The organism is Pseudomonas paracarnis (assembly GCF_904063055.1).
Taxonomy (GTDB): Bacteria; Pseudomonadota; Gammaproteobacteria; order Pseudomonadales; family Pseudomonadaceae; genus Aquipseudomonas; species Aquipseudomonas paracarnis.
Genome location: NZ_CAJFCN010000002.1, coordinates 400,466 through 415,846, shown reverse-complemented (window position 1 = coordinate 415,846; position 15,381 = coordinate 400,466). Strand labels below are relative to the sequence as shown.

General features: G+C 61.9%; 17 protein-coding genes and 1 pseudogene. 9 read left to right on the top strand and 9 right to left on the bottom strand.

Annotated elements, in window-relative coordinates:
- Positions 1-64: 64 nt before the first annotated feature.
- On the bottom strand, positions 65-1,468 hold the full coding sequence (locus JMV15_RS06550; protein ID WP_019819813.1) for a NorM family multidrug efflux MATE transporter: 1,404 nt from the start codon (positions 1,466-1,468) through the stop codon (positions 65-67).
- A 152-nt stretch (positions 1,469-1,620) separates the two neighbouring features.
- Between JMV15_RS06550 and JMV15_RS06545 the strand changes: the two genes are divergently transcribed.
- From JMV15_RS06545 to JMV15_RS28880, 3 genes and pseudogenes are all read left to right on the top strand, one after another.
- Complete coding sequence (locus JMV15_RS06545) at positions 1,621-2,541, top strand: LysR substrate-binding domain-containing protein (protein WP_014720465.1); 921 nt, start codon at positions 1,621-1,623, stop codon at positions 2,539-2,541.
- Positions 2,542-2,717: 176 nt separating this feature from the next.
- Positions 2,718-3,791, top strand: a pseudogene (locus JMV15_RS28885) (Cache 3/Cache 2 fusion domain-containing protein); the annotation flags it as partial.
- Positions 3,792-3,833: 42 nt separating this feature from the next.
- On the top strand, positions 3,834-4,694 hold the full coding sequence (locus JMV15_RS28880) for a methyl-accepting chemotaxis protein (protein ID WP_425608145.1): 861 nt from the start codon (positions 3,834-3,836) through the stop codon (positions 4,692-4,694).
- Between the two features lie 27 nt (positions 4,695-4,721).
- Here JMV15_RS28880 and JMV15_RS06535 read toward each other — a convergent pair whose 3' ends face one another.
- Both JMV15_RS06535 and JMV15_RS06530 read right to left on the bottom strand, forming a co-directional pair.
- Positions 4,722-6,218: a YifB family Mg chelatase-like AAA ATPase gene (locus tag JMV15_RS06535; RefSeq protein ID WP_014720463.1), complete on the bottom strand. Its 1,497-nt coding sequence runs from the start codon at positions 6,216-6,218 to the stop codon at positions 4,722-4,724.
- Positions 6,219-6,373: 155 nt separating this feature from the next.
- Positions 6,374-6,637: an accessory factor UbiK family protein gene (locus JMV15_RS06530; protein WP_003195432.1), complete on the bottom strand. Its 264-nt coding sequence runs from the start codon at positions 6,635-6,637 to the stop codon at positions 6,374-6,376.
- Positions 6,638-7,060: 423 nt separating this feature from the next.
- On the opposite strand from JMV15_RS06530, the gene glnK reads away from it, so the two are divergent.
- The 4 genes from glnK (at position 7,061) to sutA (ending at position 9,841) form a co-directional block, all read left to right on the top strand.
- Positions 7,061-7,399 (top strand): P-II family nitrogen regulator, encoded by a 339-nt coding sequence (glnK, locus tag JMV15_RS06525; RefSeq protein WP_002555808.1) that lies wholly within the window; start codon positions 7,061-7,063, stop codon positions 7,397-7,399.
- Positions 7,400-7,433: 34 nt separating this feature from the next.
- Positions 7,434-8,771: an ammonium transporter gene (locus JMV15_RS06520; RefSeq protein WP_014720462.1), complete on the top strand. Its 1,338-nt coding sequence runs from the start codon at positions 7,434-7,436 to the stop codon at positions 8,769-8,771.
- Positions 8,772-8,980: 209 nt separating this feature from the next.
- Positions 8,981-9,406 (top strand): secondary thiamine-phosphate synthase enzyme YjbQ, encoded by a 426-nt coding sequence (locus tag JMV15_RS06515; protein WP_003195429.1) that lies wholly within the window; start codon positions 8,981-8,983, stop codon positions 9,404-9,406.
- Between the two features lie 102 nt (positions 9,407-9,508).
- A complete protein-coding gene (sutA, locus tag JMV15_RS06510) occupies positions 9,509-9,841 on the top strand; it encodes a transcriptional regulator SutA (protein ID WP_014720461.1) in 333 nt (110 codons plus the stop codon).
- 127 nt (positions 9,842-9,968) lie between these two features.
- On the opposite strand, the gene JMV15_RS06505 is transcribed toward sutA, so the two are convergent.
- The 6 genes from JMV15_RS06505 to lptM are packed head-to-tail and all read right to left on the bottom strand — an operon-like array spanning position 9,969 to position 14,556.
- Positions 9,969-10,664, bottom strand: coding sequence for an HAD family hydrolase (locus JMV15_RS06505; protein ID WP_014720460.1), 696 nt, complete (start codon positions 10,662-10,664; stop codon positions 9,969-9,971).
- Positions 10,661-11,560 carry a tyrosine recombinase XerC gene (gene xerC, locus JMV15_RS06500; RefSeq protein ID WP_014720459.1) on the bottom strand — a complete coding sequence of 300 codons (900 nt, stop codon included), beginning with the start codon at positions 11,558-11,560 and terminating at the stop codon, positions 10,661-10,663. Before xerC ends, JMV15_RS06505 begins: the two co-directional genes overlap by 4 nt.
- 2 nt (positions 11,561-11,562) lie before the next feature.
- Positions 11,563-12,279 (bottom strand): DUF484 family protein, encoded by a 717-nt coding sequence (locus JMV15_RS06495; RefSeq protein WP_014720458.1) that lies wholly within the window; start codon positions 12,277-12,279, stop codon positions 11,563-11,565.
- Positions 12,280-12,292: 13 nt separating this feature from the next.
- Positions 12,293-13,123: a diaminopimelate epimerase gene (dapF, locus tag JMV15_RS06490; RefSeq protein WP_014720457.1), complete on the bottom strand. Its 831-nt coding sequence runs from the start codon at positions 13,121-13,123 to the stop codon at positions 12,293-12,295.
- Positions 13,124-13,126: 3 nt separating this feature from the next.
- Entirely contained in the window at positions 13,127-14,374 is a 1,248-nt protein-coding gene (gene lysA / locus JMV15_RS06485; protein ID WP_014720456.1) for a diaminopimelate decarboxylase, read from the bottom strand.
- A gap of 14 nt (positions 14,375-14,388) precedes the next feature.
- Positions 14,389-14,556 (bottom strand): LPS translocon maturation chaperone LptM, encoded by a 168-nt coding sequence (lptM, locus tag JMV15_RS06480; protein WP_003195417.1) that lies wholly within the window; start codon positions 14,554-14,556, stop codon positions 14,389-14,391.
- Positions 14,557-14,794: 238 nt separating this feature from the next.
- Here lptM and cyaY point away from each other — a divergent pair, with 238 nt between their 5' ends.
- Positions 14,795-15,127, top strand: coding sequence for an iron donor protein CyaY (gene cyaY / locus JMV15_RS06475; RefSeq protein WP_014720455.1), 333 nt, complete (start codon positions 14,795-14,797; stop codon positions 15,125-15,127).
- A 2-nt stretch (positions 15,128-15,129) separates the two neighbouring features.
- The gene (locus JMV15_RS06470) at positions 15,130-15,348 is read left to right on the top strand and encodes a DUF1289 domain-containing protein (RefSeq protein ID WP_032873896.1); all 219 of its coding nucleotides are present in this window, start codon (positions 15,130-15,132) and stop codon (positions 15,346-15,348) included.
- Positions 15,349-15,381 lie beyond the last annotated feature (33 nt).

The window sequence follows — 15,381 nt, the reverse complement described above, 5'->3', positions numbered from 1 at the left end:
GCCTTCAAAGTGGTTCAAATGTGGGAGCAGGCAAGCCAGCTCCCACATGGACCGCGTGTACTCGCTAGTCAGGCAGTGCCGCTTGGAAACCAACAGGAGCATCTGGCTCCTGCCGAATCATCCGCTTCATCTTCGCCTCAAACGCCCAGGTCAGGCTCACCGCCGCACACGCCAGGCCCAGTGCCAGGCCCCACCAGACGCCGGTGGGCCCCCAGCCCAGGGTGAACGCCATCAACCAGGCTGACGGTGCGCCAATCAGCCAATAGCAACCCAGGCCCACCAGGAAGGTGGTCTTGGCGTCCTTCAGGCCACGGATACAACCCATGGCGATGGTCTGCACGCCATCGAACAATTCGAACCAGGCGGCGACGGCCAGCAGGCTCACCGCCAGGACGATGACGTCATGGAACGCCGGGTCGTCATGGTCGAGGAACAGTCCGATCAGCGGGTCGGAAAACAGCCACAGTACCGCCGCAAACCCCAACATCACCATGGCCCCGAATCCTATGCCCACTCGCCCGGCCAGGCGTGCCATCAGCAACTGCCCGGCGCCGTAATGCTGGCCGATGCGCATGGTCACCGCGTAGGACATCCCCGCCGGCACCATGAAGGCCACCGAGACAATCTGCAGGGCGATCTGGTGCGCCGCCAACTGCGTGCTGCCCATGGTGCCCATGCACAACGCCGCAAAGGCAAACAACCCGACCTCTACCGCATAGGTGCCGCCAATCGGCAGGCCCAGGCGCCACAGCTCGCGCAGGTAATGGGTATTCAGGCGCAGCAGGCCGGTGCCCAGCGGGTAAGCGGCGTAGGCCCGGTTGCTGCGGATGTACCACATCAATGCCAGCGCCATGCCGTTGGCGACGATGGCAGTCACCAGGCCGATGCCCATCAGGCCCAGTTTCGGCAGGCCGAACATGCCTTCGATCAAGGCATGGTTGAGCAGGTAGTTGACCACGGTGCCGCACAGGCTGATCACCATCACCGGAGTGGCCTTGCCGATGGCGCTGGTAAAGCCGCGCAGAGCCATGAAGCTCAGGTAGCCGGGCAGGGCAAAGGGCAGGATCGTCAGAAATTGCCCGGCTGCTTGCACGTTGGTTTCGGTCTGGCCAAACATCAGCAGTACCGGCTTCAAGTTCCATAACAGCAACGCCGCCGCCAGCGCCATCAACCACGCCAGCCACAGCCCGGCCTGGGTCAGGCGGGTGGCGCCGTCGATATCGCCCGCGCCATGGCGAATGGCGACCAGGGTGCCCACGGCTGCGATCACGCCGATGCAGAAGATCGCCACGAACGAATAGCTCGCCGCGCCCAGGCCGCCGCCTGCCAAGGCCTCGGGGCTCAGGCGCGCCATCATCAGGGTGTCGGTCAGCACCATCAGCATGTGCGCCAACTGTGAGGCAATCAACGGCCCCGACAGCCGCAGAATGGCCCAGAGTTCGGTACGTGCCGGATGTTGCATGATCATCACACTCGAATAATCAGGAAGGTGGGGAAGGGTTGATTCTCGGCGCATTCAGCGCATTGCACAAAAGGATAAAAGCGATCGTTGGCATGATTAAAACTCATGCTTGAGCGATTCTGGTAGGGTTTCCAGATTGCGCAGTCGGAGCTTTCAGAATGTCCCGTCGTCTTCCTCCTCTTTATGCCTTGCGGGCATTTGAAGCCGCCTCCCGGCACCACTCCTTTACCCGCGCGGCTGAGGAGTTGTCGATTACCCAAAGTGCGATCAGCCGGCATATCCGTACGCTCGAAGATTATTTCGCCTGCCGATTGTTCCAGCGCAGCGGTCGCACATTGCAGCTCACGGAAGCGGCGCGGTTGTTGCTGCCTGGCGTACGGGAAGGCTTCGCTGCCCTGGAGCGTGCTTGCCATACCTTGAATGCCGAAGATGACATCCTGCGTATGAAGGCGCCGTCCACCTTGACCATGCGCTGGCTGCTGGCGCGGTTGAGTCGCTTCCGCGCATTGCAGCCGGGCAATGAGGTACAGCTCACCAGTGCGTGGATGAGCATCGATGAAGTGGACTTTAACCAAGAGCCGTTCGACTGTGCAGTGTTGCTCAGCAACGGGCACTTTCCGGCGGACTGGGAGGCCAGTTATCTGTTTGCGGAAATGCTGATCCCGGTGGGAGCGCCGAATCTGTTGGACGACGGTCCCTGGGACGTGACGCGGCTGGCAACCGCCGAACTGCTGCACCCGACCCCGGACCGCCGCGACTGGCGTTACTGGCTGCAGCGCATGGGGTTGTCATCTCACGTTTCACTCAAGGGTGGGCAGGTGTTCGACACGCTCGAGCTGGGCATGATCGCTGCCGCCCGTGGCTATGGCGTCTCCATGGGTGACTTGCTGATGGTGGCCGAAGACGTGGCGCAGGGACGCTTGAGCCTGCCGTGGCCCACGGCGGTCGCCAGTGGGGAAAGCTACTACCTGGTGTGGCCGAAAACTCGCCCGGGCGGGGAGCGTTTGCGACGGCTGGCGGAATTTCTTCAGGGCGAAGTCAAGGCGATGGAATTGCCCCAGGTTGAACGCCTCGATTGAGTAGGGCCGGACCGGGTGTGCAATCGTTTGCGGGATACCCCTGTGATTCGCTCAAGTATTGCCAAATGCCGCCGAAGAAGGAGGTTGGAACCATCGTGCATCAACGTTTCCCACTAGATAATTTGCCGAGCAGCGCTATGAGATCAGGATGATCCTGGCCTCGGCCAGGAGCTGTCATGTCTCAACCTCGTGCCCGGATTGCCTCCCAGTTAGGCCTTGCACTCGCCGTGATTCTCGCTGTCGTCATCAGCGGCAGTACGGTCTTTGCCTTGCGTACCCTCGACTCCGCCAACCTCGCCACCCGCGAGGAACACCTGGCCAGCGAGGCGCGTCTGCTCGCCGACCAACTCAACACCTTCCACAGCACCTTGCGCGAAAGCACCCAGCGTTTGAGCGGGCTGTTTGAAAAGCGCTTCGGCGCCGGCTTGAGTGTACGTGCGGACCAGCCCGTGGCCGTGGCCGGCGTGCAGACGCCAAGCCTTTACCTGGGCAACGAGGTATTGAATAACAACTTCGAAGAGGTGGATGAGTTCAAGCAGATGTCCGGCGGCGTGGCCACGGTATTCGTGCGCAGCGGCGACGACTTTATCCGCGTCAGCACCTCCCTGACCAAGCAGGATGGCAATCGCGCCATTGGCACCGTGCTCGACCGTCAGGGCGCGGCCTACCAGCGCGTTGTGGGCGGCCAGACCTACATCGGCCGTGCCGTGTTGTTCGACCGCTCCTACATGACCCAATACAGCCCCGTGCGTGACAGCAGTGGCCAGGTCATCGCCGTGCTGTTCATCGGTTTCGATTACACCGATGCTCAGAACGCCCAGTTTGAAAACCTCAAGCGCTTCCGCATTGGCCAGACCGGCTCCCTCGCGCTGCTCGATGAGCAAAAGCACTGGCTGGTGCCGCCGGCTGGCGTGCAAGCGCCGGATCAGGCGATTGCCGTGATGCTCGACCTGGCGAAAAAGCCGGGCGCAGGCCGTTTCTGGAGCGACAAGAACGAAGATTTCTACAGCGTATCGGTGCCGTTCGAAGGCGGCCCTTGGGCGGTGGTAGCGAGCATGCCCAAGGCTGAGATTCGCGCAGTGACCTGGGAAGTCGGCATCCGCCTGGTGATCGGCAGTGTGTTGGCGATGTTGCTGGCAGTGGGCGCCACGGTGTGGCTGTTGCGCAGCAAGCTGGCGCCATTGAGCGAGCTGGTGCGCCAGGCCCAGGCGCTGGGCGCGGGCGATTTGAGTGCGCGCCTCAACGTTTCCAGCCATGACGAAATCGGCCAGTTGGCGCGCAGTTTCAACCAGATGGGTGAAGCGCTGTCGACCATGGTGTCGCATATCCGTACCGCGGCCGAACAGGTCAACAGCCGCGCACAGGCGTTGTCGGGCCTATCCGGTGGTGCCTACGAAGGCATGGAGCAGCAGTCCGGCGAGATCACCAGCATGGCCGGTGCGGTGGAAGAGTTCAGTGCTACCTCGCTGAACATTGCCGACAACATGGGCAACACCGAGCGCCTGGCCCAAGAGAATGCCCAGCAAACCCGTATCGGCCGCACCTCGATGCAAGAAGCGTCATCGTCCCTGGAACATATCGCCACTGCGCTGAACAGCACCGCTGCAGTGATCAACACCCTGGGCCAGCGTTCCCAGGAAATCGGCGGGATCGTCGGCGTGATTACCGCCATCGCCGAACAGACCAACCTGCTGGCGCTCAACGCCGCCATCGAAGCCGCCCGCGCCGGTGAGCAAGGCCGTGGTTTTGCCGTGGTCGCCGACGAAGTGCGCAATTTGGCTTCGCGCACCCGCCAGGCCACCGATGAAATCTCCGGCATGATCCAGAGCATCCAGCAGGAAACCGGCAACGCCATCAGCACCATGGAACACGGCAATGCGCTGATGCAGGAAGGCTTGTCGCGCAACGCTGACGTGGCCTCGGCCCTGGCGCGTATCGACGAGCAAAGCCGCTCGGCCGGTCAGCAGTTCGCGGCGATCACCACCGCCACCCAGGAACAGAGCAGTACCGCGACCTTGCTCAGCAGCAACCTGCAGAGCATTGCGCTGGCCAACAGCGAGCAGCGTGAAGTGGTGTCCAACCTGGCGGTTACCGCCAAGGAGCTGGAGACCTTGGCGGCAGGCTTGCGTCATGAGGTGGATCGGTTTCGTTGAGGCACCGCCAATCAAATTGTGGGAGGCTCAACTGAGAGATGCTGGGCGGTATTGCAAGGCCTCCTTCAGATGATCACGGGTGATGGCGTCCATCTGGTCCAGGTCCGCCAAGGTGCGCGCCACCTTCAGCAGCCGATGGGCCGCCCGCAGTGACAGTGTCAGTCGCTCGCAGGCGGTCTCTAGCCAACCCTCGTCGACCTTTGGCAGCTTGCAGTGCTGGCGCAGCCCCGGCAGGTCCAGAAAAGCATTGGCACACCCCTGGCGTTGCTGTTGACGCTCGCGTGCTTCGGCTACCCGCACCGAGGCATCGGCCGTTGTATCGCCCGCCGGTTGAGTGGGGCTCAGCGCAGTGGCCTCCCGCGCGACGGTCAGGTGCAAATCAATCCGGTCCAGCAAAGGGCCGGATAGCTTGTTGCGATAACGCTGGATCTGCTCCGGCGTACACCGGCAACGCCCGCTGGGTTCGCCCATGTAGCCGCAGGGGCAGGGATTCATCGCCGCGACCAGTTGAAAGCGAGCCGGGAAGCGCACTCGGTCACGGGCGCGGGATATCACGATATGCCCCGACTCCAATGGCTCGCGCAGCACCTCCAGTACCTTGCGATCGAACTCTGGCAGCTCATCCAGGAACAGCACCCCGTGATGGGCCAGGGTGATTTCCCCCGGTTGTGGCTTCGAGCCGCCCCCCACCAGCGCCGGCCCGGATGCCGAGTGGTGTGGCTGACGGAACGGGCGGTTTGGCCAATGGCTCAGCGGTGCCAGGCTGACCACGGACTGGATCGCGGCCACTTCCAGTGCTTCCTGCTCGCTCAACGGCGGCAGCAAGCCCGGTAGCCGGCTGGCCAATAACGTCTTGCCGGTGCCCGGTGGCCCGCTGAAAAGCAGGTTATGCGCGCCCGCCGCCGCGATCAGCAATGCTCGCTTGGCCGCGAGTTGGCCCTGCACTTCACGCAGGTCTGGGTAAGGCTTGTTCACGTACAGCAAGCCGTCGGACCTGTAGGGCTCAATCGGCACGTGCCCATTCAGGTGCGCCACCACTTGCAGCAGGTGGTCCACCGCAATCACCTTCAACCCCGATGCCAGGCACGCCTCTTCGGCGTTGGCGCGCGGCACTATCACGGTGCGCCCGGCCTTGCGCGCCGCCAGCGCGGCCGGCAATACCCCCTTCACCGCGCGCACCTCGCCGGACAGGGCCAATTCCCCAAGGCACTCCACGTCATCGAGCATCAAGGCCGGCACTTGCACACTGGCCGCCAGGATGCCCAGGGCAATCGCCAGATCAAAACGCCCGCCGTCCTTGGGCAGGTCGGCGGGCGCGAGGTTGAGCGTGATGCGCCGGGCCGGATATTGCAGCGCCGAGTTGAGGATGGCACTGCGCACGCGGTCCTTGCTTTCCTTCACTGCGGTTTCGGGCAAACCCACCAAGGTGAGAGACGGTAGGCCATTGGCCATATGCACTTCGACAGTGACGGCTGGGGCTTCCACACCGACCTGGGCGCGGCTGTGGACAATGGCGAGGGACATGCTCGTTCCTTGAATGGGAGGGCCGCTTCCTGCGGTTTTTTCAAGGGTAGACGAGGTGGGATGGAGCGGGGCGGGGGAGGTTTTACAGAACGTATCCGGGCGGCAACGCAAAACAAGTGTGGGAGCAGGCAAGCCAGCTCCCACAACAATCGCGTTCACTCAGCAGAAGGTGGCGTCAACCGGGCTTCAAGTTCAGCCACCTTCGCCTCCAGGCTCTCCAGCCGCGCACGTGTGCGGGCCAGCACCACCATCTGGCTGTCAAACTCTTCCCGGCTGACCAGGTCGAGCTTGCTGAAACCACTCTGTAGCAAAGCCTTGAACTGGCTTTCGATTTCATTGCGGGGCAGCGGCGTGTCGCCGCTGAACAGGCGAGAGGCGTGGCCGCTCAGGGCGTCTAGGAAGTCTTTGGGCGCGAGCATTGGACATATTCCGGAAAACAGTTGGCCGGCAGTGTATCACGCAGCGCCTATAGTCATTTTCAGGCCCCGTTGCGCACGGTTTTCGCGCATTGGGGCGGGCGGCCTCGCACTGTTTTGATGCGCATTGCGGCCGCGCAGGCGCCCCGTAGGTGGGCACAAGCGGGTAAAGGATTGATTTCGGTGGTTTTTACGGAGCTGGCAAGGTTTCTGCTTAGACGATCATGACCCATGCACTGATGCAGTCGCTGTGACGAATGCAGTGCGCCGACGGATCCGGGGTACAGGGCTCGTCACCAGTGGTTCGCTGGCGTCGCGACGGCAAATGCCGAGGCGACGATGCGTTACAAAGCCAGGCACTGCGCTTAGACTTGAGACGGGTTTGTTTTCCTGGGGCAAGTCCACCAAATTCGGGAGAGAGTTTTCATGAAGCTAGTCACTGCCATCATCAAGCCGTTCAAGTTGGACGATGTTCGCGAGTCACTGTCCGAGATCGGCGTGCAGGGCATTACCGTTACTGAGGTCAAGGGCTTCGGTCGGCAGAAGGGTCATACCGAGCTGTATCGCGGCGCGGAATACGTGGTCGATTTCCTGCCGAAGGTGAAGATCGATGTCGCCATTGACGACAAGGATCTTGACCGGGTTATCGAGGCGATAACCAAGGCGGCCAACACCGGCAAGATCGGTGACGGCAAGATCTTCGTGGTCAATCTGGAACAGGCTATTCGCATCCGTACCGGCGAAACCGATACCGACGCAATCTAAGCCGCCAAACCCCAACGCCCCAGGAGAAAACAATATGACTCTGCGTAAATTCGCAGGGCTCGGAGCCCTGCTGTCCATCGTAATGCCAAGCCTGGCCATGGCGGCAGATGAAGCGGCTGCTCCAGTCCTCAATTCCGGCGACACCGCCTGGATGCTTACCGCCACCGCGCTGGTGCTGTTCATGACCATCCCTGGCCTAGCGCTGTTCTACGGCGGCATGGTCCGCTCCAAGAATATTCTGTCGGTGATGATGCAGTGCTTCGCCATCACTGGCCTGATCAGCATCCTCTGGGTCGTCTACGGCTACAGCATCGCGTTCGATACCACCGGTATGGAACAAGGCGTGGTCAACTTCAATTCCTTCTTCGGCGGCATGGGCAAGGCGTTCCTGGCGGGTGTTACCCCGGCCAGCATCACCGGGCCGGCGGCGCTGTTTCCGGAAGCCGTGTTCATCACCTTCCAGATGACCTTTGCCATCATTACCCCGGCGCTGATCGTCGGTGCTTTCGCTGAGCGTATGAAGTTCTCCGCAATGCTGATCTTCATGGCTATCTGGTTCACCTTGGTCTACGCGCCGATTGCGCACATGGTCTGGAGCGGCAACGGCGGCCTGATGTGGGACTGGGGCGTGCTGGACTTCGCTGGCGGCACCGTTGTGCACATCAACGCGGGTGTGGCTGGCCTGGTGGCGTGCATCGTGCTCGGCAAGCGCAAAGGCTTCCCGACCACCCCGATGGCACCGCATAACCTGGGCTATACCCTGGTGGGCGCGGCCATGCTGTGGATCGGCTGGTTTGGCTTCAACGCCGGTTCCGCCGCGGCGGCCAACGGCACCGCGGGCATGGCGATGCTGGTAACTCAAATCGCTACAGCAGCTGCGGCCCTGGGCTGGATGTTTGCCGAGTGGATCACCCACGGCAAGCCCAGCGCACTGGGTATCGCCTCGGGCGTGGTCGCCGGCCTCGTCGCCGTGACGCCTGCGGCGGGCACCGTGGGCCCGATGGGCGCCCTGGTGATTGGCCTGGTCGCCGGTGTGGTGTGCTTCTTCTGTGCTACCAGCCTCAAGCGCAAGCTGGGTTATGACGACTCCCTGGACGCTTTCGGCGTGCACGGTATCGGCGGCATCGTCGGTGCGATCCTTACCGGTGTGTTCGCTGCCCCGGCGCTGGGCGGCTTCGGCACCGTGACCGACATCGCAGCCCAAGTCTGGATCCAGTGCAAAGGCGTGGGCTTCACCGTGATCTACACGGCGATCGTGACCTACGTCATCCTCAAGGTGCTCGACATGGTCATGGGCCTGCGTGTCACCGAAGAAGAAGAGGCGGTTGGCCTCGACCTGGCGCAACACAACGAGCGCGGCTACAACTTGTAACTACGCGAAAAAAACATGCCCGGCTTGCCGGGCATTTTTTTGTCTGGTGTTTGTCTTTGGCTAAAGGTGTATGGGTTTTTTATCAACTTTGTGATGGGATCCACACGGCACTTTTCAGAGTGCAAATGTCTTACAGGCATGAAGGCGTATTCGGCACTTTGTTTTTTCCCAGAGCGCGCTAGAATGCGCGCCGATGGGCGGAGAACTGTATGTGGCAACAGACCCTGATTACCCTGCGGGCCAAGCCCCGGGGCTTTCACTTGGTAACGGACGAGTTGCTTGCCGGCTTGCCTGAGTTGAAGGCGTGCCGTGTGGGCCTGTTGCATCTGTGGCTGCAGCACACCTCGGCCTCGTTGACCGTCAACGAGAATGCCGACCCGGCGGTTCGCCGTGACTTCGAGCGTTTTTTCAACCTGCTGGTGCCACAGGGTCGCGCAGGGTTTGAACATAACGACGAAGGTCCGGATGATCTGCCGGCTCACTTCAAGGCCAGTCTGCTGGGCTGCCAGTTGAGTTTGCCGGTCAAGGCCGGCCGCTTGGCGATAGGGACCTGGCAAGGTGTTTATCTGGGCGAGCACCGTGATCATGGCGGTGCTCGTAAAGTCCTCGCCACCTTGCACGGTGAAGGGGCATAAGCCACTGGTTATCTGGTGGATGTTGATTTTTTTCCGGCGACCTCGACAGAGGGTGAAGCTGGGCTATAACTAATCTGCTTTTCGCAAGTCATGAGGTAGAACATGAGCGACGATGATCTGGAACAAGACGACCTCGAAGTAGGTGATGAAGACGACACCGAAGACGGTCTTGAAGTTGCGGCCGAAGACGTTGCTGAGGACGTCGATGACAGTGTTGGCGATGACGCGGCTCCCAAAGCCAAAGGCAAAGCCAAGGCGGCTGTGTCGGTAGACGAGTTGCCGAGCGTTGAAGCCAAGAACAAAGAGCGCGATGCCCTGGCCCGTGCGATGGAAGAATTCCTCGCTAAAGGCGGCAAAGTGCAGGAAGTCGAGGCCAACGTGGTGGCTGATCCACCGAAGAAGCCGGATAACAAGTACGGAAGCCGACCTATCTGAGGTCTGCCTTCTGCTTGTAAGAAAAAGCCCGCCGTCGCTGCGGGCTTTTTCATGCCTGGAGCAATTTACCGGTTTGCTGCAATACCCTGTGGGAGCAGGCAAGCCAGCTCCCACATTGGGGCCAGTGTTAGCTCCAGCGACTCAGCAGTGGCGGCAACTCCGTCAGGCTGCGAATCTGCGCATCCGGGCGCTTGTCACCCTCCCAGGCCTTGCCCGTGGGGTTGAACCACACTGCCCGCAGTCCCGCCTGCTGCGCGCCGGCGATGTCATCCCCAGGATGATCGCCCACATGCACTGCCGCGCTGGCGTCCACACCGCCACGTTGCAGTGCTTCATGAAACAGCCGTGCGTCCGGCTTGGCGATGCCGATATCTTCAGCGCGCAGGGCAAAGTGAAAGTAGTCCGCCAGGCCCACACGCTGCACATCGGCATTGCCATTGGTGATCACGCCGAGCAGGAAGTGCTGGCGCAGCGCCTTGAGCATCGGCTCGGCTTCCGGAAACACGGTGAGTTGGTGGCGTGCGTGGATGAACGCTTCGAAGCAGACATCCGCCATCTCTGTGGCCTCAGGTTGGGGATAACCGGCCTCCTCGAACGCATGCATCAACACGCGGTGGCGCAGCAGGCTGATACGGTGTTTGAGTTCGGGATGACGCTGCAGCACCTGCTGGCGCAGGCTGGCAAAATGCTCAAGGGGCAGGTCGCCGACCTTGGACGCGTGGGTCGCCAGCCATTCACGCATCGACGCTTCGGCGCTGATGATGACAGGTACGTTGTCCCAGAGGGTGTCGTCCAGGTCGAAGGTGATCAGCTTGATACTCATGAGTCGCCGCCCTTGATGCGTTTGGCCCGTGGATGGGCGCTGTCGTACACCGTTGCCAGGTGCTGGAAGTCGAGGTGGGTGTAGATTTGCGTGGTCTTGATATCCGAGTGCCCGAGCAGCTCCTGCACGGCGCGCAGGTCCTGGGAGGATTCGAGCAGGTGGCTGGCAAAGGAATGACGCAACATGTGCGGGTGCAGATTCTGCCCCAGCTCGCGCTCGCCGGCAGCCTTGACCCGCAGTTGAATCGCCCGCGGCCCCAGGCGCCGGCCTTGCTGGCTGACAAACACGGCATCGTCTGCCGGGTTGGTCAGAAGGCGTAGCGGCAGCCATAGCTGCAAGGCTTCGCGGGCTTTCCTGCCCACGGGCAGTACGCGCGTCTTGCTGCCTTTGCCGAGCACTTGCACCAGGCCATCGGCGAGGTCCAACTGGTCGAGGTTCAGGCCCGTCAGCTCCGACAGGCGCAGGCCCGAGGAATAGAACAGCTCGAGGATTGCCTGGTCGCGATGGGCCAGGAAGTCATCCTCGACGGCACCGTCGAGCAATTGCAGGGCTCGGTCTGTGTCCAGGGTCTTGGGCAGGCGCCGTTCGCCTTTGGGCGGTGACAGGCCATTGGCCGGGTCGTGGTCGCACAGCCCTTCGCGATTGAGGTAGTGATAGAGGCCGCGCACCGCCGACAGCAGGCGAGACAGGCTGCGGGAGGATTGGCCCTGTTGGTGCAACCGGGCGATCAGGCTGCGCAGGGCCTGGATATCCAGGGCCTTCCAGCTGCTGACGTGCTGCTTTTCGCAATAGGCCAGGACCTTGTTCAAGTCCCGCCGATAAGCTTCCAGCGTGTGGGACGACACCTGGCGCTCATTGCGCAGGTGAGCGCAGTAAGCGTCCAGTTGCCGCTCCATGATCAGCGCACCGCGCGCAGGGTGGTGGTGTGGCGTGGCAGGACGCGGCCCAGCACTTCGGCGATATAGGTCAGGAACAACGTGCCCACCGAGCTTTTGTAGTGCGCCGGGTCGCGGCTGGCGATGGCCAGTACCCCGTGCAAGCCTTGATGGCTGAGGGCGATGACGGCCGTAGAGCCGATCTGCTTGCGCTGTTCGGCGCCAAACAGGAAGTCCAGCTCATGCTCGCGCAAGGTGCCGCTGACGGTCTTGCCTTCGGACAGCAGGCCGCCGATGGCCGTCTGCGCTTCGCCACCTGTGACCCAGCGGCCCACCGGCATCGGGTTGTCGCTGAACAGGATCAGGCTGACGAAGGGCACCTGGAAATCCTCACGCAGGCTGTCTTCCACGGCGATCACCGTTTCTTCCAGGCTGGTGGCATCCATCAGGGTCAGAATCAGGCGGCGGGTCTTGTCGAACAAGCGGTCGTTGTCGCGGGCCACGTCCATCAGATGCGAGAGCCGGTGGCGCATTTCAATATTACGCTCGCGCAGGATCTTCATCTGCCGCTCCACCAGCGATACGGTATCGCCGCGCTGGTGAGGGATGCGCAGGGCCGGCAGCAGTTCTTCGTGCTCGACGAAGAAGTCCGGGTTAGCCTCAAGGTACGCCGCGACAGCAGCGGCCTCCAGGCTTTCACTCGGGGTAGCGTGTGCGGGTACTTGAGGCTTATCGGTCATTAGCTTGGCTCACTCATAGACGGACCTGTCCTTCGTATACGCGCGAGGCCGGCCCGGTCATCATCACCGGGTGGCCAGGGCCTGCCCATTCGATGGACAAACGTCCGCCGGGCAGGTCGATCAACAGCGGCGAATCCATCCACCCCTGGCTGATCGCAGCCACGGCAGCGGCGCAAGCACCGGTGCCGCAAGCCTGGGTTTCGCCGACGCCGCGTTCCCATACGCGCAATTGCGCACGGTTGCGGTCGATCACCTGCAGGAAGCCCACATTGGCCCTTGCCGGAAAGCGCGGGTGATGTTCGATCTTCGGCCCCAGTTCATGCACGGGGGCGTTATTGATGTCGGTGACCCGCAGCACTGCATGAGGGTTGCCCATGGACACGGCGGCGATGTCGACGGTCTTGCCGTCTACATCCAGTGCATAACTGGTGGCCTGCTCGCTGGCCTGGAACGGAATATCCGCCGGCACCAGGCGTGGGGCGCCCATGTTGACGCTGATCTGGCCATCGTTGCGGATGTCCAGTTCGATCACGCCGCCTTTGGTTTCGACGCGAATCTGGCGTTTGGCAGTCAGACGCTTGTCGAGCACAAAGCGCGCAAAGCAGCGCGCGCCGTTGCCGCACTGTTCCACTTCGGAACCGTCGGAGTTGAAGATCCGGTAGCGGAAATCCACCTCCGGGTTGCTCGGCGCCTCGACCAGCAGCAACTGGTCGAAACCGATCCCGGTGTGGCGATCACCCCACTGTTTGGCGTGCTTGGGCAGGATGTGCGCGTGCTGGCTGACCAGGTCGAGGACCATGAAATCATTACCCAGCCCGTGCATCTTGGTAAAACGCAGCAGCATGGCTTACTCCGGCAGCAGGCTTTCGCCAGCATACAACTCGGCTACCGTCTCGCGGCGACGCACTTCAAATGCTTGATCACCGTCCACCAGCACCTCGGCGGTACGCCCGCGGGTGTTGTAGTTGGAACTCATGACAAACCCGTAGGCACCGGCCGAATGCACGGCCAGCAGATCACCTTCCTCAAGCGTCAACTCACGATCCTTGGCGAGGAAGTCGCCGGTCTCGCAGATGGGCCCGACGATGTCATAGGCGCGGGCTTCGCTTGTGCGCGGCGTCACGGCGGTGACATCCATCCAGGCCTGGTACAGCGCCGGGCGGATCAGGTCGTTCATCGCCGCATCGACGATGGCGAAATCCTTGTGTTCGGTATGCTTGAGGTACTCGACCTGGGTCAGCAACACGCCAGCGTTGGCGACGATGTAGCGGCCCGGCTCGAACATCAGCGTCAGGTCGCGGCCTTCGATGCGTTCGCGCACGGCCTGGATATAGTCGGCAATCAGTGGCGGCTCTTCATCGCGATAACGCACGCCCACGCCACCACCGAGGTCGATGTGGTGCAGGTAGATGCCGCACTCGCCGAGGCGGTCGATCAAGGCCAGCAGGCGGTCGAGGGCATCCAGGAACGGTGGCAGGGTGGTCAGTTGCGAGCCGATATGGCAGTCGACGCCCAGCACTTCCAGGTTCGGCAGTTGGGCTGCGCGGATGTACACGTCCTCGGCGTCGGCGATGGCAATGCCGAACTTGTTCTCTTTGAGACCGGTGGAGATGTACGGGTGGGTGCCGGCGTCGACATCCGGGTTGACGCGCAGGGAGATCGGCGCGCGAACGCCCATTTCGGCGGCAACGACTTGCAGGCGCTCCAGTTCGTCGGTGGATTCGACGTTGAAGCAATGCACGCCGACTTCCAGGGCGCGGCGCATGTCTTCGCGGCTCTTGCCGACGCCGGAGAAGACGATTTTGTCCGCCTGGCCGCCGGCGGCCAGTACGCGTTCCAGCTCGCCACGGGACACGATGTCAAAACCAGCGCCAAGACGCGCCAGGACATTGAGTACACCCAGGTTGGAGTTGGCCTTGACTGCGTAGCACACCAGGTGCGGCACGCCGTCGAGGGCGTCGGTGAACGAGCGGTATTGGGCTTCGATATGCGCACGCGAGTACACATAGGTCGGGGTGCCGAAGCGCTGGGCAATCGCGGACAAGGCCACGCCTTCCGCGAACAGCTCGCCGTCCCGGTAGTTAAAAGCGTCCATAAGTTTCCCTTAACTTAGTAGGTGTCGTGCTTATGGGCTTTTGACGGCTTTTGCGACGATTGCGCCTGTTCGTTTGGATCTTTGCTGTCATCCGGCAGGTACAACGGGCCTTTCTGGCCACAGGCACTAACGAGGCAAGCGACCGCGACGAGCGCAGCAAGGGAAGAGATCAGGCGCTTCATGGCGAAATCCTTGAATATGCATTAATTGCGCCCGAGTATACCGACCACCCGCCAGCTTGCCTATGCGCCGCAACACCCGTCCGGCGGGGGTTTGCCGAGACAGTAGGGAAGCAGGCTACGATGCCTGGGGATATTTCGTACCGTCATCCGTGATCAAATCAGTATCCTTTGCAATCGGCGAGGCTCGCCCGTATCGTGCGGCGCTTGAGCAAAACCAGACACTTTTGAGGTTGCCACAATGAGTTTGACCGAAGCCCGTTTTCACGACCTGGTGGATGCCACCCAGGAGAAGCTGGAAGATATTTTCGACGACAGCGACCTGGATGTGGATCTGGAAAACTCGGCCGGTGTGCTGACCGTCAAGTTCGAGACTGGCCCGCAATTGATCTTCAGTCGCCAGGAGCCTCTGCGTCAGCTGTGGCTGGCGGCGCGTTCCGGTGGCGTTCACTTCGACTACGATGAAGAAAGCGGCAAATGGCAGTGCGACAAGAGTGAAGAGTTGCTGGGTGAGATGCTCACCCGACTGGTCCAGGAATACACCGGCGTCGAGCTGGATTTCGACGAGGTCTGATGGTGAGTGAGCCTGCAACCGTACGCCCGCCCAAGCCGCTGTTTAGCAATGTCAGCCCGGCAGTGCCGTCACCTTGTATCAGTTTGTGTCGCCTGGACGAGCAGAAAGTCTGCCTGGGCTGCTTCCGCCACGTGGAAGACATCCGGGAATGGCGCTCTGCCGACGATGCGCGGCGCCGGGTGATCTGCGCCGAGGCTGAACAGCGCAAGGCGAGCGCCTGACGGCGTCTTGTTTATTTGTGTCGCTGTGGTAGT

Excerpts from the sequence above, each read along its gene's own strand:
- JMV15_RS06550 (WP_019819813.1), bottom strand. The coding sequence starts at position 1,468 with ATGATCATGCAACATCCGGCACGTACCGAACTCTGGGCCATTCTGCGG.
- JMV15_RS06545 (WP_014720465.1), top strand. The coding sequence starts at position 1,621 with ATGTCCCGTCGTCTTCCTCCTCTTTATGCCTTGCGGGCATTTGAAGCC.
- JMV15_RS28880 (WP_425608145.1), top strand. The coding sequence starts at position 3,834 with ATGGGTGAAGCGCTGTCGACCATGGTGTCGCATATCCGTACCGCGGCC.
- JMV15_RS06535 (WP_014720463.1), bottom strand. The coding sequence starts at position 6,218 with ATGTCCCTCGCCATTGTCCACAGCCGCGCCCAGGTCGGTGTGGAAGCC.
- JMV15_RS06530 (WP_003195432.1), bottom strand. The coding sequence starts at position 6,637 with ATGCTCGCGCCCAAAGACTTCCTAGACGCCCTGAGCGGCCACGCCTCT.
- glnK (WP_002555808.1), top strand. The coding sequence starts at position 7,061 with ATGAAGCTAGTCACTGCCATCATCAAGCCGTTCAAGTTGGACGATGTT.
- JMV15_RS06520 (WP_014720462.1), top strand. The coding sequence starts at position 7,434 with ATGACTCTGCGTAAATTCGCAGGGCTCGGAGCCCTGCTGTCCATCGTA.
- JMV15_RS06515 (WP_003195429.1), top strand. The coding sequence starts at position 8,981 with ATGTGGCAACAGACCCTGATTACCCTGCGGGCCAAGCCCCGGGGCTTT.
- sutA (WP_014720461.1), top strand. The coding sequence starts at position 9,509 with ATGAGCGACGATGATCTGGAACAAGACGACCTCGAAGTAGGTGATGAA.
- JMV15_RS06505 (WP_014720460.1), bottom strand. The coding sequence starts at position 10,664 with ATGAGTATCAAGCTGATCACCTTCGACCTGGACGACACCCTCTGGGAC.
- xerC (WP_014720459.1), bottom strand. The coding sequence starts at position 11,560 with ATGGAGCGGCAACTGGACGCTTACTGCGCTCACCTGCGCAATGAGCGC.
- JMV15_RS06495 (WP_014720458.1), bottom strand. The coding sequence starts at position 12,279 with ATGACCGATAAGCCTCAAGTACCCGCACACGCTACCCCGAGTGAAAGC.
- dapF (WP_014720457.1), bottom strand. The coding sequence starts at position 13,123 with ATGCTGCTGCGTTTTACCAAGATGCACGGGCTGGGTAATGATTTCATG.
- lysA (WP_014720456.1), bottom strand. The coding sequence starts at position 14,374 with ATGGACGCTTTTAACTACCGGGACGGCGAGCTGTTCGCGGAAGGCGTG.
- lptM (WP_003195417.1), bottom strand. The coding sequence starts at position 14,556 with ATGAAGCGCCTGATCTCTTCCCTTGCTGCGCTCGTCGCGGTCGCTTGC.
- cyaY (WP_014720455.1), top strand. The coding sequence starts at position 14,795 with ATGAGTTTGACCGAAGCCCGTTTTCACGACCTGGTGGATGCCACCCAG.